Raw genomic sequence first — 15,514 nt, 5'->3', positions numbered from 1 at the left:
CGATAGCCCTGCCCTCAAGGGGGGAGATCACCCGCCCTCAAACATGCAGCGCATGCCCAAGCGCCTTCAGCCCCGCCTCCTGAAAACCCTCGCCCTGTGTCGGGTGGGCATGGATGGTGCCGGCGATGTCCTCCAGCCGCGCGCCCATCTCCAGCGCCAGGCCGAACGCCGTCGACAGTTCCGACACGCCCTGGCCGACCGCCTGGATGCCGAGCACCAGATGGTTGTCGGCGCGGGCGACGACCCGAACGAAGCCATCCTCACTCATCTTGGTCATCGCGCGGCCGTTGGCGGCGAACGGAAACAGCCCGACCTTGATCTCGCCGCCAAGCCTCTTGGCCTCCTCCGGCGACAGGCCTGCGGTGACCAGCTCCGGATCGGTGAAGCAGATGGCGGGAATTGAGCGCTTGTCCCAGCTGCGCTTGTGGCCGGCGACGATCTCGGCGACCATTTCGCCTTGGGCCATCGCCCGGTGCGCCAGCATCGGCTCGCCGGTGACGTCGCCAATGGCAAAGATGCCGCGCATCGAGGTGCGGCACTGGTCGTCGATGCGGATGAATTTACCGGCCATAGCGAGGTCGATCTGCTCCAGCCCCCAGTCTTCGATCACCGGCTTGCGCCCGACGGTGACCAGGATCCTGTCGGCGGCGATCTTGGCATTCCTGCCGTTGCCCGTTTCGACCAGCAAAGCATCGCCCTTGCTCGACAGGCCCTTGGCCTTGGCGCCGACAAGCACCTCGACGCCGAGTTCGGTGAGCCGCTTCACCACCGGCCGGGTCAGCTCGGCATCATATTGCGCCAGCACGCGCGGCAAGGCCTCGACCACGCTCACCTTGGCGCCCAGTTTGGCGAAGGCAATGCCGAGCTCGAGCCCGATATAGCCGCCGCCGACGACGGCAAGCCTTTCCGGCACTTCGCTCAGCGCCAGCGCTTCGGTCGACGAGATCACCGCGCCGCCAAACGGCAGGAACGGCAGCTCGACCGGCGCCGAGCCGGTCGCGATCACCACCATCTCGGCGCGGACCACCTGCATGCCGGTCTCGGTCTGGACCTCGACGGTCTTGCCGTCGCGGAATTTCGCCCAGCCATGCACGGTCTTGACTCCGGCCCTCTTGAGCAGGCCGGCAACGCCGCTATTCAGCCGGCTAACGATACCATCCTTCCAGGCAGTGGTCGCTTCGAGATCAATCGACGGCGTGGCGATTGAAATGCCCAGCGGGCTCTTGCCGCTCGCCATGTGCGAGGTCTTCTCGAACTCCTCGGCCGCATGGATCAGCGCCTTGGACGGAATGCAGCCGACATTGAGGCAGGTGCCGCCCGGCTTGCCGAACTCGACGATCACCGTGTCGATGCCGAGTTGGCCGGCGCGGATGGCGCAGACATAGCCGCCCGGACCGGCGCCGATGACGAGCAGCTTGCAGAATATTTCCTTCATCATGGCACCTTAATTGTCGCCGCGTCAGGTCTGGCAAATCTGCAGCCTTGGAGATTAGCCGAAACGTCCCTCCCTTCGTCATCCCAGCGCGAAGCAGGAGCGAAGCGACGTCGCGAAGACCCTGGGATCCATGCCGTTACATCAAAGCGTCGCGGCGGTGCAGAATTCTGCTCCGCGGCGCCATTCGGCACTGGTCGCGGCATGGATCCTCGGGTCAAGCCCGAGGATGACGAAGCCAGGGTGGCCCGCAGCCAACCGCCAGTGTTTGAGATTGGCGGCTGGGGGCTGGCCGGCAGCGACCGTTCATAGTCCCGTTCAGACTCAGTCAAAGAGTCAAATCTCCTGGCCACGGCCTCAATCCACAAAAATCAGTGCCGGGGTCTCCAGCAGCGTCTTGATCCGTTGAATAAACACCGCGGCGTCCCAGCCGTCGATGACGCGATGGTCGAAGCTGGAGGACAGGTTCATCATCTTGCGCGGCATGAACTGGGTGCCGTCCCACACCGGCCGCATCATCATCTTGTTGACGCCGAGGATCGCCACTTCCGGATGATTGATCACCGGCGTCGTCGCCACGCCGCCCATGGCGCCGAGCGAGGTGATGGTGATCGTCGATCCCGACAGCTCGTCGCGCGCCGCCGCGCCTGATCTGGCCGCCTCGGCCAGCCTGAAAACCTCGGCGGCGCAGTCCCAGATGTCGCGTGCCTCGGCGTGCTTGACCACCGGCACCACCAGCCCCGAAGGCGTCTGCGCGGCAATGCCGATATGAACGCCGCCATGCTGGTGGACGATCCCGGCCTCGTCGTCGAACAGCGCGTTGATATTGGGCTGGTCGGCGATCGCCTTGACCATCGCCCGCATCAAGAACGGCAGCAGCGTCAGCTTCGGCCGCTCCACGCCGCTGCGCTTCTCCTTGTTGAGCGCCGCGCGCAAATCCTCCAATGCCGTAACGTCGATCTCCTCGACATAGGTGATGTGCGGGATGCGCGACTTGGCCAGCGCCATCTTCTCGGCGATCTTGCGCCTGAGCCCGATGATTTTGATGTCCTCGACGGCCTCGTTGCGGGCGAGGCCGGAGACCTTGGCAAGCTGCGGTCCGCGCGCCAGGAAGGCGTCGATGTCCTCGTGCAGAATGCGGCCGGCCGGGCCGCTTCCCCTGACCTGTCGGAGATCGACGCCGGCCTCTTTTGCCCTGAGGCGGACGGCCGGCGAGGCCAGCGGCTTTTCACCTTCGGGGCGCGGCGCGGCAACGGATGCAGGCCCCCCACCGACCGCAGTACCCCCACCCCTAGCCCCTCCCCACAAGGGGGAGGGGGATTCCGTCACCGGCTCACTTTCGCGCACCGAAGCTCTTTCGGGCAAAGGTGTGGCTGGTTTGGCTTCGGCCTTGGGAGCCGAAGCTCGTCCCCCTCCCCCTTGTGGGGAGGGGTTAGGGGTGGGGGTAACTTCAGCCGTGCCTTCCGGCGATTTCGTGCCCGCGACAACATTGCCCTCGCCGGCCACTTTCAAGCGTACGATCGGCGAGCCGATCGCCACTGTGTCGCCGATCTCCGCACCCAGCCAGACGATCTCGCCGTCGACTGGCGAAGGAATCTCGACCGTCGCCTTGTCGGTCATGACGGCGGCAAGCACCGCGTCCTCGCGCACGAGATCGCCGACCTTGACCTGCCACTCGACCAGCTCGGCCTCGGCGACGCCTTCGCCGACATCGGGCAGCTTGATCACATATTCGCCCATCGTCAGGCCCCCTTTAGGCTTCCATCGTTTCGACGAGCGCGCGGCCGAGCCGGGCCGGGCCGGGAAAATAGTCCCACTCCTGCGCATGCGGATAGGGCGTATCCCAGCCGGCGACCCGCACTACGGGCGCTTCCAGTTGGTAGAAGCAGTGCTCCTGCACCAGCGCCGACAGCTCGGCGCCGAAGCCGGATGTCAGCGTCGCCTCGTGCACGATCACGCAGCGGCCTGTCCTGTTGACCGAGTCGACGATCGTCTCGAGATCGAGCGGCAGCAGCGTCCGGAGATCGATGATCTCGGCGTCGATGCCGGTCTCCTCGGCCGCCGCCTCGGCGACAAAGACCATCGTGCCGTAGGCCAGCACGGTGACGGCGGCGCCCGGCCGACGGATCACCGCCTTGCCGAGCGGGACCGTGTAATGCCCGTCGGCGACCTCGCCGAGCTCGTGCTTCGACCACGGCGTCACCGGGCGCTCGTGATGACCGTCGAAGGGACCGTTGTAGAGCCGCTTCGGCTCCAGGAAGATCACCGGATCGGGATCCTCTATCGCCGCAATCAAAAGGCCCTTGGCGTCATGCGGATTGGACGGCACGACGACCTTCAGGCCGGAGACATGCGTGAACAGAGCCTCCGGGCTCTGGCTGTGGGTCTGGCCGCCAAAAATGCCGCCGCCGGTCGGCATCCGCACTACGATCGGGCAGGTGAAATCGCCGTTCGAGCGATAGCGCAGCCGCGCCGCCTCCGAGACGATCTGGTCATAGGCCGGGTAAACATAGTCGGCAAACTGCACCTCGACGCAAGGTTTCAGGCCGTAGGCGGCCATGCCGATGGCAGAGCCGACGATGCCGGATTCGCTGATCGGCGCATCAAAGCAGCGGCTCTTGCCGTATTTCGCCTGCAGGCCTTGCGTGCAGCGGAAGACGCCGCCGAAAAAGCCGACATCCTCGCCAAACACGATGACGCGTTCGTCGCGCGCCATCGAGACGTCCATGGCGTCGCGGATCGCCTCGATCATGGTCCGTCTTGGCATGGTCAGACCCCGGCCTGCTGGCGCTGGCGCCTGAGATGCGGCGGCATCTCGGCATAGACGCCCTCGAACATGTCACGCGCCGAGGGCTTGCCGCCGGCATGCAGCGTGCCGTGGCGCTCGGCCTCCCGTTGCGCCGCGATCACCGTTTCGAGAATTTCCGCCTCGGCTTGGGTGTGGCGCTGGTCCGACCAGACACCGCGCTGGATGAGGTGGTTCTTCAGCCTGACGATCGGGTCGCCGAGCGGCCAGGCGTCGGATTCGGCCTTCGGCCGGTAGGCCGACGGATCATCTGAGCTCGAATGCGCGCCGACCCGATAGGTGACATATTCGACCAGCGTCGGCCCGAGATTTTTCCGCGCCCGCTCCGCCGCCCATTTGGCCACCGCGTGGACGGCGAGATAATCGTTGCCGTCGACCCGCAACGATGGAATGCCGAAGCCGAGGCCGCGGGCGGCAAATGTGCCGGAGCCGCCGCGGGCGATGCCCTGAAAGGTCGAGATCGCCCACTGGTTGTTAACGACGTTGAGCACGACCGGCGCCTTGTAGGTCGAGGCGAACACCAGCGCCGAATGAAAATCGGACTCGGCTGTCGAGCCGTCGCCGATCCAGGCGGCGGCGATCTTCGAATCATTGCTGATCGCCGAAGCCATCGCCCAGCCGACCGCCTGGATATATTGCGTCGCCAGATTGCCGGAGATCGAGAAAAAGCCGTGCTCCTTCGACGAATACATGATCGGCAGTTGCCGTCCCTTCAGCGGATCGGCCTCGTTCGAATAGATCTGGTTCATCATCGTGACCATCGGATAGCCGTCCGCGATGAGCAGGCCGGCCTGCCGATAGGTCGGAAAGTTCATGTCACCCGGTGCGAGCGCCTTGCGGAAGGCGCAGCTCACCGCCTCCTCGCCCAGATGCTGCATGTAAAAAGAGGTCTTGCCCTGGCGCTGCGCCATCTGCATCCGCGCGTCGAAGCTGCGCAGCGTCATCATATGGCGCAGGCCTTCCAGCAGCTCGTCGTCGGAAAGCAGCCCGGCCCACGGCCCAACCGCTTCGCCGGCGCGGTTGAGCACACGGATGATCGAAAACGCCAGATCGCGGATATCACGCGGATCGACATCGATCTCGGGACGCGGCACCGAGCCGGCCTTGGCGATGGTCACATTGGAGAAATCCGGCGTCCCGCCCGGCCGCACCTCGGGCTCCGGCACATGGAAGCGCAACATTCCCGCATCGGCCATGACCTTCGTCTCTCCCGTGTTACCCGGCGCGATACTTGCACACCGGCAGACCAGTGCCAATTCGTCGGGCAAGGCTTTGCAACTGCTGCTGCTGCCCCGCAGCCAAGATGCAGATATGTCGGCGAAATTTCTTGTCGATCTTCCACCGCCACGCGCAATTTGGCGCACGATTGCGCCGGGTTTCCCGCCAGATAAGACAATGCGTCGGATTGAGGCCTCGCACGGCGCCTCCTTCTCCCCTTGTTGTGGGAGAAGGTGGCCGAGCGAAGCTCGGTCGGATGAGGGGTGTTCCAGCTTGGCAAGGACGGCACTCCGTCCAACACCCCTCTTCCGTCTTGGCGCTGCGCCAATCCACCTTCTCCCACAAGGGGAGAAGGAAAGGAGGAGCGGCGCCGTTCACCCCGCGCCCGCATCATGCTAACCTATAATCCATGGCACAGAAGAAAGGTTACGAGGTCGATTCGTGGTTGGCGCGGCCGGAGCCGCGTGTCTCGATTGTCCTGCTCTACGGGCCCGACCGCGGGCTGGTCGCCGAGCGCGCCCGCGCCTTTGCCGGCAAAACCGGCCTGCCGCTCGACGATCCGTTCTCTGTGGTCAGGCTGGACGGTTCGGAAGTCGATCGCGACGAGGGCCGCCTGCTCGACGAGGCACGCACCGTGCCGATGTTTTCGGACCGGCGCCTGCTCTGGGTGCGCAATGCGTCCGGCCAGAAGGCGCTAGCCGACGACGTCAAGGCGCTGACCGCGGAGCCGCCGCGTGATGCCATCATCCTGATCGAGGCCGGCGACCTGAAGAAGGGCGTCGGGCTGCGCGCCATCGTCGAGGCGGCGGACATCGCCATGGCGCTGCCGTGCTACGCCGACGAGGCGCGGGACATCGATACGGTCATCGACGACGAATTGCGCAAGGCCGGCATGTCGATGACGCTGGAGGCCCGCCAGGTGCTGCGCCGCAACCTCGGTGGTGACCGGCTGGCCTCGCGCGGCGAGATCTTAAAGCTGGTGCTCTATGCCCACGGCCAGAGCGAAATCGGCCTCGACGACGTCAAGGCAACGTCGGGCGACGTCTCCGGCCTGTCCTTCGACGACGCCGTCGATGCCTTGCTCGAAGGCAAGGTCGGCGACTTCGACATCGCCTTCACCCGTCACTGCCAGTCCGGCGGCCAGGCTTTTCTGGTGCTGTCGTCGGCGATGCGGCAGCTGCAGGCGATCCAGGCAATGCGCGGCCTGATGGACGCCGGCGGCCGCAACGCCGCTTCGGTCGTCGCCGCGGCGCGCCCACCGGTTTTTTTCGCGCGGCGCAAGCTGGTCGAAAAAGCTCTCGAACGCTGGAGCAGCGAGGCGCTTGGCCGCGGGCTCAACCGCTTGCAGATGGCGGTCCTGCAGACGCGGCGGCGGCCGGACCTCTCGGTCGCGCTGGCCCGGCAGGCGCTGCTCGGCATTGCCGTGGAGAGTGCCAGGTTGGCGCAGAGGTAGCGGCTTGTAAGGAGGTTTCGTGGAAAAGAAGAAACCAAAGCTCAACCTGTCAGAGTGACTCAAGCTCGCGTTCTTAATCCGACCACTGATCCCGAAGAACTCAATCGACGGGCTGATTTGGTCGTCAGGATTTCAGGCGTCGCCATTATTATATTCAAACTGATATTCGTGGGCTTCGCCGTCTTCGCGATTGCCGCCACAATAGTCATTAATCTTCGATGAGAGCGTCAGCCCAGACAAAACTCCAATTTGGAGGCCAGCAGTTGTCGATGCTTGCGCCGCCCCTCATTGCCCTGCCGGGCATTTCTCCCCGTAAACGGGGGAGAAAGAGGCCGGCCGCAGCCTCGGCACCTTTTCATCAACGTTGGTGATTGGCGAAACCGTCGATGACAGCCCCCTCTCCCGTCGCTATGGGGAGAGGATGCCGGCAGGCAGGTGAGGGGCGGCGCGGACGCTGGAGCAGTAAGATCTGAGGGTGCGTGCCCTCGCACAAGTAGATTCCCGACACACTTTGCCGGCTAAGGCACTACTGCTCTTGCTTCAACCGCCGGCAAAGCTCATCGAGCTGCTCCAGCGTCCGATAGGCGACGCTGATCACGCCGCCGCGCTCGTTGTGCTCGATCGTGACGAACATGCCGATCGTGTCGGTCATCAGCTTTTCCAGCGCCCGCGTATCAGCATCCTTTTGCACCGGTGCTGCAGGCTGTCGCTTCACCGTCGGCGCACCCGCCGGCATCTGCGCCAGTGCCTCGGCCTGGCGCACCGAAAGCCCGTCCTCGACGATGCGCTTGGCCAGACCCGCCGGATCTTGCGCCGTCACCAACGTACGGGCGTGGCCGGCCGACAGCGCGCCGTCGACCAGCATGTCACGAATCACGTCCGGCAGCTTCAACAGCCGCAGCGTGTTGGCGACATGGCTGCGGCTCTTGCCGATCACCTGGCCGAGATCAGCCTGGGTGTAGCCGTGATCGTCGATCAGCTGCTGGTAGCCCACCGCCTCCTCGACCGGATTGAGGTCGGTGCGCTGGACGTTTTCGATGATCGCCAGCTCGAGCGCGGTGCGATCGTTGACATCGCGCACGATGATCGGGATCTCGCTCAGTCCGGCGCGCTGCGCCGCGCGCCAGCGCCGCTCGCCGGCGATGATCTCGTAGCGGCCGGCTTGCGTCGGCGATGGCCGCGCCACCACCGGCTGCACCACGCCATGTTCGCGGATCGACTGGGCAAGATCGGTCAAGTCGGCGTCGCCAAAATGCCGGCGCGGGTTCCTTGGGTTCGGGCTCAGGAACTCGATCGGCACCTTGCCGTCGGCATTCATGCCCTGCTTTTCCACTGCTGCCGGACGATCGATTTCGCCGATCAGCGCCGCCAGTCCCCGCCCCAGTCGTTTTCTCGAAAGGTCTTCGCTCATCGTCTGTCCAGATCGTTTCGGTATCAATTCGGCTTCTAAGCGGCGCGCAGTTTGCGCTCGCGGCGGATCACCTCGGAGGCAAGCTGCAGATAGGCCTGGCTGCCGGAGCATTTGAGGTCGTAGAGGATCGCCGGCTTGCCGTAAGACGGCGCCTCGGAGACGCGCACATTGCGCGGGATGACGGTTTCATAAACCTTGTCGCCCATATGCGCCCGCACATCCTGCACCACCTGGTTGGCGAGGTTGTTGCGCCCGTCGAACATGGTCAGCACGATGCCCTGGATCGTCAGCTCCGGATTGATCGAGCGGCGGACCTGCTCGACCGTTTCCAGCAGCTGGCTCAAGCCTTCCAGCGCGAAGAATTCGCATTGCAGCGGCACCAGCACCGAATCGGCCGCCGCCATCGAGTTGAGCGTCAGAAGGTTGAGCGAAGGCGGGCAATCGATCAGCACATAGCCAAAATTTGCAGAGCGCTCGGCCGAGGCGCGCAAGGCGTTGCGCAGCCGCAGCACCCGGTCGGGCGCCGAGGCGATCTCCATCTCGATGCCGAGCAGGTCAAGCGTCGACGGCACGATCGACAGGCCCGGCACCGCCGTCGGGATCGCCGCCGCTTCAAGATCGAGCTCGCCGGTCAGCACGTCGTAGGACGAGACGGTGCGGTCGCGCCGGTCGATGCCGAGACCTGTGCTGGCATTGCCTTGCGGATCGAGATCGACGATCAGCACCCGCTCGCCGATCGCCGCCAGCGCCGTAGCCAGGTTGATGGCCGTCGTCGTCTTGCCGACGCCGCCCTTCTGGTTGGCTACGGTGATGATTCGGGGGCCATTCTTCATCATGGGTCTATGCCAGAAATTCATGCCGAGGTCGCCGATCTAAGTCAGTTGGCGCAAATCAGACAGTTCGAGGATGACGCCATGAGCGTCGGTCGCGCTGGCATGTTCTACCAGATCGAACGACCATCGTTGAGCGCTTTCTGCCAATTCGGCGCGGTAATCCCGGCCTTTGTGGAACAGGCCGCGCGCGCCCGTCGTCAGCCACGGCGCCGACAGCTCGAGCAACACCGGAAGCGACGCCAGCGCTCTGGCCGTGACGATTTGCGGTGCTGAAACAAACGGATAGGCCTCGTCGATGCGCCGTGCGATGACCCTGGCCGGCAGGTTGAACTGGCCGACGATCGCTTGCAGGAACGATGCTTTTTTCCGGTTGCTTTCAACCAGTTCGATGCTGGCGCCGTCACGTTCGGCAAGCAGGAACGCCAGCACCAGGCCGGGAAAACCGCCGCCGGAGCCAAGATCGACCCAGCGCCTCGCGTCTGGTTTGATTCGCGCCAGTTGCGCGCTGTCGAGGATGTGGCGGCGCCAGACATCGTCCTGCGTCGATTGCGCCGCCAGGTTTATCCGGCGGTTCCATTTCTGAAAGACCGTCTCGAACTCTACCAGGCGTTCGAATGTTTCACGTGAAACCGGACCGGCAGCCGCTTGCAGGCTCGCCCATGAGGCAGCGCTCACGCAACATTCCTTCGCGCGGCAGCCTCGGCGTTGCGGACATGCACGACGATGATCGCCAGCGCCGCCGGCGTCATACCTTCCATACGCTGCGCATCGGCGATCGAGCGCGGCTGCCGCGCCAGCATTTTTTGTTTCAGCTCGTTGGACAGGCCCGGAACGGCAGCAAAATCGAGTGACGCCGGGATCAATCGGCTCTCCTCATGCCTGATCTGCGTGACGTCAGCCTGCTGGCGATCGAGATAGACCGAATATTTCGCTTCCGTTTCAAGGCGTTCAGCCGTTTTGCTGGCAATTGCCGCAAACTGCGGGGCGATTCGGGCCAACCAGGCGACGTCGACGCCGGGATAGGCCAGCAACTCATAGGCCGAGCGGCGCACCCCATCCCGGTTGATCTCCAGCCCATGACGCGCCGCCTCGTTCGGGGTCATGGTCGTGCCAAGCGCAAGGTCCCTCGCCTTTTCAAGATCCTGCACGACTACGCTAAACCGTTGCATCCGCTCCTGCGAGGCGATCCCGAGCTTCATCGCCAGCGGCGTCAGCCGCTCATCGGCATTGTCGGCCCGCAGCGACAGCCGGAACTCGGCCCGCGAAGTGAACATGCGATACGGTTCGGCGATGCCACGGCTGGTCAGATCGTCGACCATCACCCCGATATAGGCCTCGGTGCGGCTAAGCACGATCTGATCGTTTGCCGACGTTTTGCGCGCGGCGTTGAGGCCGGCCAACAACCCTTGCGCCCCGGCCTCCTCGTAACCTGTGGTACCGTTGATCTGGCCGGCCAGAAAAAGACCGGCGATCCGCTTGGTTTCGAGCGTCGGCTTGAGTTCGCGCGGATCGACATGGTCGTACTCGATGGCATAGCCGGGCTGCAGCATGGTGGCGCGGTCAAGGCCCGGAATGGTTTTTAGAATGTCGAGTTGCACATCCTCCGGCAGCGAGGTCGAAATGCCATTCGGGTAGACGGTGTCGTCGTCCAGCCCTTCCGGCTCGAGAAAAATCTGGTGACCTTCGCGGTCGCCGAACTTGACGATCTTGTCCTCGATCGACGGGCAGTAGCGCGGTCCCACCCCTTCGATCGATCCGGAATACATCGCGGAACGGCCCAGATTGGCGCGGATCAGCTCATGTGTCGCTGCCGTCGTGCGCGTGATGCCGCAATGGATCTGCGGATTGTCGATGCGGTCGGACATCAGCGAGAACGGCACCGGGTCGTCATCCGCCGCCTGGCTTTCCAGCGAGGCCCAATCGATCGTTCGCCCGTCCAGCCGCGGCGGCGTGCCGGTCTTCAGCCGCCCAAGCTTGAAGCCGGCGCGGCTCATCGTCGCCGACAGGCCAAGGCTGGCCTGCTCGTTCATGCGGCCGGCAACGATCTTCTTCTCGCCGATATGGATCAGCCCGCGCAGGAAAGTGCCGGTGGTCAGCACCACGGCGCCGCAGGCAAGCCGGCGGCCATCCGCCAACAGCACCGCCACCAGGTGCCCATTGGCGATTTCGAAATCCAGGACCTCGCCCTCGACCACGTCGAGACCCGCCTGTTCGCGAATCGCCGCTTGCATCGCAAGCCGATAGAGTTTTCTGTCGGCTTGCGTGCGCGGCCCGCGAACTGCCGGGCCCTTGCGGCGGTTGAGCAAACGGAACTGGATGCCGGCCGCATCGGCGACGCGCCCCATCAGCCCGTCCATGGCGTCGATCTCGCGAACCAGATGCCCCTTGCCGAGCCCGCCGATCGCCGGATTGCAGGACATAACACCGATCGTCTCGAAGCGCAGCGTCACCAAGGCGGTCTTCGCGCCAGCGCGAGCGGCAGCACTGGCCGCCTCGCAACCAGCATGGCCGCCCCCCACCACCACCACATCATAGTGATCGGTCATTTCCGTATTCCAGAATCAGGTTGAACGACACATGTGCCGGGAGGCGCGCGCTGTCAAGAACACCTGGCGCCTTCTTTCCTTCTCCCCTTGTGGGAGAAGGTGGATTGGCGCGCAGCGCCAAGACGGTTGAGGGGTTGGACGGATTGTCGTCGGTGCCAAGCTGGAGCACCCCTCATCCGACCGAGCTTCGCTCGGCCACCTTCTCTCACAAGGGGAGAAGGGAGTGCCGCACATTGCCCGGAACCTAGAATGGGGCGATTGCCCTGGCGGATCGTTTCACGTGAAACAATGCCTTCGTCCTGACCCCGTGGTGTTTCACGTGAATCACCGGTACCCATTCCCACTCCAATGTTTCACGTGAGTCACTTGCCGATGCAGAACTGAGAGAAAATCACATCCAGCATGTCCTCGACATCGACGGCCCCGACGATCCGGCCAAGCCTATCCGCCGCCAGCCGCAATTCCTCGGCCCTCAGCTCCTGCGCGCGCTCATCCCCTGCCACTGCCGCAACCAGGAAGCGCTTCGTCTCGTTGAGAAGTTCGACGTGCCGCAGCCGCGACGGCAGAATATCGCCGGCCTGGCCGACCTGCGCTGCGGCGCGATGGGCGATCTCCGCCAGCAATTCCGCCAGTCCCGTGCCGTCCCTGGTCGAGATTGCCACGTCGTAGCGCGCCGCAATCGATACATCCCGCAGCAAATCAACCTTCGTCCCGATCTTCAATGCCGGGACATCGGGTGTTACTGTGCCGATGGGGACCGGCTCCACCATATCCTCCAGCACGAGCAACAAATCGGCAGTCCCGGCCTTGCCTCTTGCCTTTTCGATGCCGATCGCCTCGATCCTGCCAGGCGTCTCGCGCAGGCCGGCGGTATCGGTTATCCTTACCCGTAAACCCTCCAGGTCCAGCACCACTTCAAGCAGATCGCGGGTCGTGCCGGGCTCCTCAGTGACAATCGCCGCCTCGCGACGAGCCAGCGCATTGAACAGGCTTGATTTGCCGGCATTCGGCGCACCAAGAATGACGACCTCGAACCCGTCGCGGATGATTTCGGCCGCCCGGAAACCTTGGACATGACGCTCGAACTCGCCAATCATCGCCCGGATGTCCGACCAGACCGTCTCTGCAACGGAACCGGGCACATCGTCTTCGTCGGCAAAATCGATTTCCGCCTCGATCATCGCCCGCGCATGAATCAGCCGTCGGCGCCAGTTGAGGTAGAGTTCGCTCTGCACGCCTTCCGCATTCTGCACGGCAAAGCGCCGCTGCGCCTCGGTCTCGGCATTGACGAGATCGGCCAGCGCCTCGGTCTCGACCAGATCGACTTTGCCGTTGAGAAAGGCGCGGCGGGTGAACTCGCCCGGCTCGGCATGCCTGACGTCGTCGACACCGGCGATCACCTCCAGCATCTTCGCCACCACGGCGCGCCCGCCATGGACGTGGAACTCGGCGATATCTTCGCCGGTAAAGCTGTTTGGGCCGGCAAAGAAAACGACCAGCCCGCTGTCGAGCACCGATCCGTCGGGCGCCCTGAACTGGCGATAGGAGGCAACACGGTCCTGAACCATGGAACCGGCAATCGTTTCAACGACGAATCGACTTTGCGGGCCGGAAATGCGGATCACGGCTACACCGGCGGGCAGGCGGCCGCTCGACAGGGCAACAATGGAATTACCTGAAATCATTTGCCGACCCAGCACAACCGCCCTAGCTTCGCTTGTTCACCGACAGATTGCCGAGTTATCGACAGTGACGTTGCCCGCGAAAAACCTGCTTGCCGAAGAGGCCAGCCCCTATCTGCAGCAGCACAGCGGCAACCCCGTGCATTGGCGGGCCTGGTCGCAAGCATCGCTCGCCGAAGCAAGGACGCTCGAGCGGCCGATCCTGCTCTCGGTCGGCTACGCCGCCTGCCACTGGTGCCATGTCATGGCGCACGAAAGCTTCGAGAACGACGACGTCGCCGCCGTCATGAACCGTCTGTTCGTCAATATCAAGGTCGATCGCGAGGAGCGGCCGGACATCGACCAGATCTATATGGCGGCACTGTCCGCGATGGGCGAGCAGGGCGGTTGGCCGCTGACCATGTTTTTGACGCCGGACGGAAAACCTTTCTGGGGCGGCACCTATTTTCCGCGCGAGGCCCGTTATGGCCGCCCGGGCTTCGTCCAGGTGCTGGAGGCGGTCGACAAGGCGTGGCGGGAGAAGAAAGAAGGCGTTAACCAAAGCGCCGACGGGCTGACCACGCATGTCGAGGCGCGGCTGGCGGGCACCCATGCCAAGGCGGTGCTCGACCGCGACACGCTAGCGACACTTGCCAACGGCATCGACGGCATGATCGACAGGGAGCTGGGCGGCCTGCGCGGCGCACCCAAATTTCCCAATGCGCCGTTCATGCAGACGCTGTGGCTGTCCTGGCTGCGCGACGGCGCCACGGCCCACCGCGACTCTGTCCTGCTCAGCCTCGAAAAGATGCTGGCGGGCGGCATCTATGACCATGTCGGCGGCGGGCTGAGCCGCTACTCGACCGATGCCGAGTGGCTGGTCCCGCATTTCGAAAAGATGCTCTACGACAACGCGCAGCTCGTCCGGCTGTGCAACTGGACCCACGCGGCGACCGGCAATGAACTGTTCCGGTTACGAATCGAAGAGACGATCGACTGGCTGTTGCGCGAAATGCGCGTCGATGGCGGTGCCTTCGCCGCCAGCCTCGACGCCGACAGCGAGGGCGAGGAGGGGTTGTTCTACACCTGGAGCAGGGATGAGATAGAGACCGCTCTCGGCGACGACTCATCCCTGTTTTTCAAGTATTTCACGCTTTCCGGCCCGCATGGTTGGGAGGGCAAGCCGATCATCCACCAGACTGAGGCCCAGCAAACGCAAAGCGTCGCCGATCGTGACCGGCTCATTCAGCTGAAAGAAAAACTGCTGGCAGCCAGGGAGCAGCGCGTCAGGCCCGGGCGTGACGGAAAAATCCTGACCGACTGGAACGGCCTGGTGATCGCGGCTCTCGCCGAAGCCGGGCGCGCTCTGAACCGGATAGACTGGATCGAGGCGGCGGAACAGGCCTTTGCCGCCATTGCCAGTGCTGGCCGAGACGGCCGCCTGCCGCATTCGATGCTTGGCGCAAAGAAGCTTTTTCCGGCGCTGTCGAGCGACTACGCCGCCATGGCTAACGCCGCGATCTCCTTGTTCGAGGCCACCGGCACATCGCGCTACGCCGAACTGGCCGGCCAATTCATCGCGCAGCTCGACCAATGGCATCACGACGAGGACAACACCGGCTATTATCTGACCGCGTCGGACAGCAGCGACCTGCCAATCCGCATCAGGGGCGATGCCGACGAGGCCATTCCTTCAGCCACCGGCCAGATCATCGAGGCCATGGTTCGATTGTCCTCGCTTTCGGGCGATCTCGAATTGCAGGAAAAGACCTGGAAGATCGCCGAACACGCTGCCGGCCGCGCGGCGCATCAGGCCTATGGCCAGGCCGGCATCATCAACGCCTGTGCCTTGGCAATCGAGCCATTAAAACTTGTGCTGGTGGATAATCCGGAAAACCCCGGGCTTGTTCCGGTAGCGAATCGAAATCCCGACCCGCGCCGGATCGACACTATCGTGCCGGTCGGCTCGGCAACAAACCTGCCAACGCTGCCAGGCGGCGTTTTGCCGCCAACGACGGAGCCCGGCGCCTGGCTGTGCACCGGGCAGGTCTGCCTGCCGGTGATAACGGACGCCGAGGAGTTGGAGCAGCGGTTGCGGCGCGGGTAGGAGAGGGGATGCGGCACGGCTCTCCTTCTCCCACAGGGAGGCCTTTG

The 15,514-nt window shown here is 64.2% G+C and carries 11 protein-coding genes; 2 read left to right on the top strand and 9 right to left on the bottom strand.

Annotated features, from left to right (window positions below; all coding sequences use genetic code 11):
• Positions 1-37 precede the first annotated feature (37 nt).
• The 4 genes from lpdA to NMG80_RS36670 form a co-directional block, all read right to left on the bottom strand.
• Entirely contained in the window at positions 38-1,435 is a 1,398-nt protein-coding gene (lpdA, locus tag NMG80_RS36685) for a dihydrolipoyl dehydrogenase (RefSeq protein ID WP_254022663.1), read from the bottom strand.
• 354 nt (positions 1,436-1,789) lie between these two features.
• Positions 1,790-3,172 (bottom strand): dihydrolipoamide acetyltransferase family protein, encoded by a 1,383-nt coding sequence (locus tag NMG80_RS36680; RefSeq protein ID WP_254022662.1) that lies wholly within the window; start codon positions 3,170-3,172, stop codon positions 1,790-1,792.
• A gap of 13 nt (positions 3,173-3,185) precedes the next feature.
• A complete protein-coding gene (locus NMG80_RS36675; RefSeq protein WP_254022661.1) occupies positions 3,186-4,199 on the bottom strand; it encodes an alpha-ketoacid dehydrogenase subunit beta in 1,014 nt (337 codons plus the stop codon).
• A gap of 2 nt (positions 4,200-4,201) precedes the next feature.
• On the bottom strand, positions 4,202-5,434 hold the full coding sequence (locus tag NMG80_RS36670; protein WP_254022660.1) for a 3-methyl-2-oxobutanoate dehydrogenase (2-methylpropanoyl-transferring) subunit alpha: 1,233 nt from the start codon (positions 5,432-5,434) through the stop codon (positions 4,202-4,204).
• Positions 5,435-5,865: 431 nt separating this feature from the next.
• Here NMG80_RS36670 and holA point away from each other — a divergent pair, with 431 nt between their 5' ends.
• Positions 5,866-6,909: a DNA polymerase III subunit delta gene (gene holA / locus NMG80_RS36665; protein ID WP_254022659.1), complete on the top strand. Its 1,044-nt coding sequence runs from the start codon at positions 5,866-5,868 to the stop codon at positions 6,907-6,909.
• Between the two features lie 526 nt (positions 6,910-7,435).
• On the opposite strand, the gene NMG80_RS36660 is transcribed toward holA, so the two are convergent.
• From NMG80_RS36660 to mnmE, 5 genes are all read right to left on the bottom strand, one after another.
• Positions 7,436-8,320: a ParB/RepB/Spo0J family partition protein gene (locus NMG80_RS36660; RefSeq protein ID WP_254022658.1), complete on the bottom strand. Its 885-nt coding sequence runs from the start codon at positions 8,318-8,320 to the stop codon at positions 7,436-7,438.
• Between the two features lie 35 nt (positions 8,321-8,355).
• On the bottom strand, positions 8,356-9,156 hold the full coding sequence (locus NMG80_RS36655) for a ParA family protein (protein ID WP_084646769.1): 801 nt from the start codon (positions 9,154-9,156) through the stop codon (positions 8,356-8,358).
• A gap of 36 nt (positions 9,157-9,192) precedes the next feature.
• Complete coding sequence (gene rsmG / locus NMG80_RS36650) at positions 9,193-9,828, bottom strand: 16S rRNA (guanine(527)-N(7))-methyltransferase RsmG (RefSeq protein WP_254022657.1); 636 nt, start codon at positions 9,826-9,828, stop codon at positions 9,193-9,195.
• Positions 9,825-11,699: a tRNA uridine-5-carboxymethylaminomethyl(34) synthesis enzyme MnmG gene (mnmG, locus tag NMG80_RS36645; RefSeq protein WP_254022656.1), complete on the bottom strand. Its 1,875-nt coding sequence runs from the start codon at positions 11,697-11,699 to the stop codon at positions 9,825-9,827. Before mnmG ends, rsmG begins: the two co-directional genes overlap by 4 nt.
• Positions 11,700-12,061: 362 nt before the next feature.
• On the bottom strand, positions 12,062-13,384 hold the full coding sequence (mnmE, locus tag NMG80_RS36640) for a tRNA uridine-5-carboxymethylaminomethyl(34) synthesis GTPase MnmE (protein WP_254022655.1): 1,323 nt from the start codon (positions 13,382-13,384) through the stop codon (positions 12,062-12,064).
• 64 nt (positions 13,385-13,448) lie between these two features.
• Between mnmE and NMG80_RS36635 the strand changes: the two genes are divergently transcribed.
• On the top strand, positions 13,449-15,467 hold the full coding sequence (locus tag NMG80_RS36635; RefSeq protein WP_254022654.1) for a thioredoxin domain-containing protein: 2,019 nt from the start codon (positions 13,449-13,451) through the stop codon (positions 15,465-15,467).
• The last annotated feature ends 47 nt before the right edge of the window (positions 15,468-15,514 follow it).

This window comes from Mesorhizobium escarrei (assembly GCF_935825525.1).
Classification (GTDB): domain Bacteria; phylum Pseudomonadota; class Alphaproteobacteria; order Rhizobiales; family Rhizobiaceae; genus Mesorhizobium; species Mesorhizobium escarrei.
The sequence above is the reverse complement of the archived record's forward strand: the minus strand, read 5'-3'. Positions and strand labels throughout refer to the sequence as shown.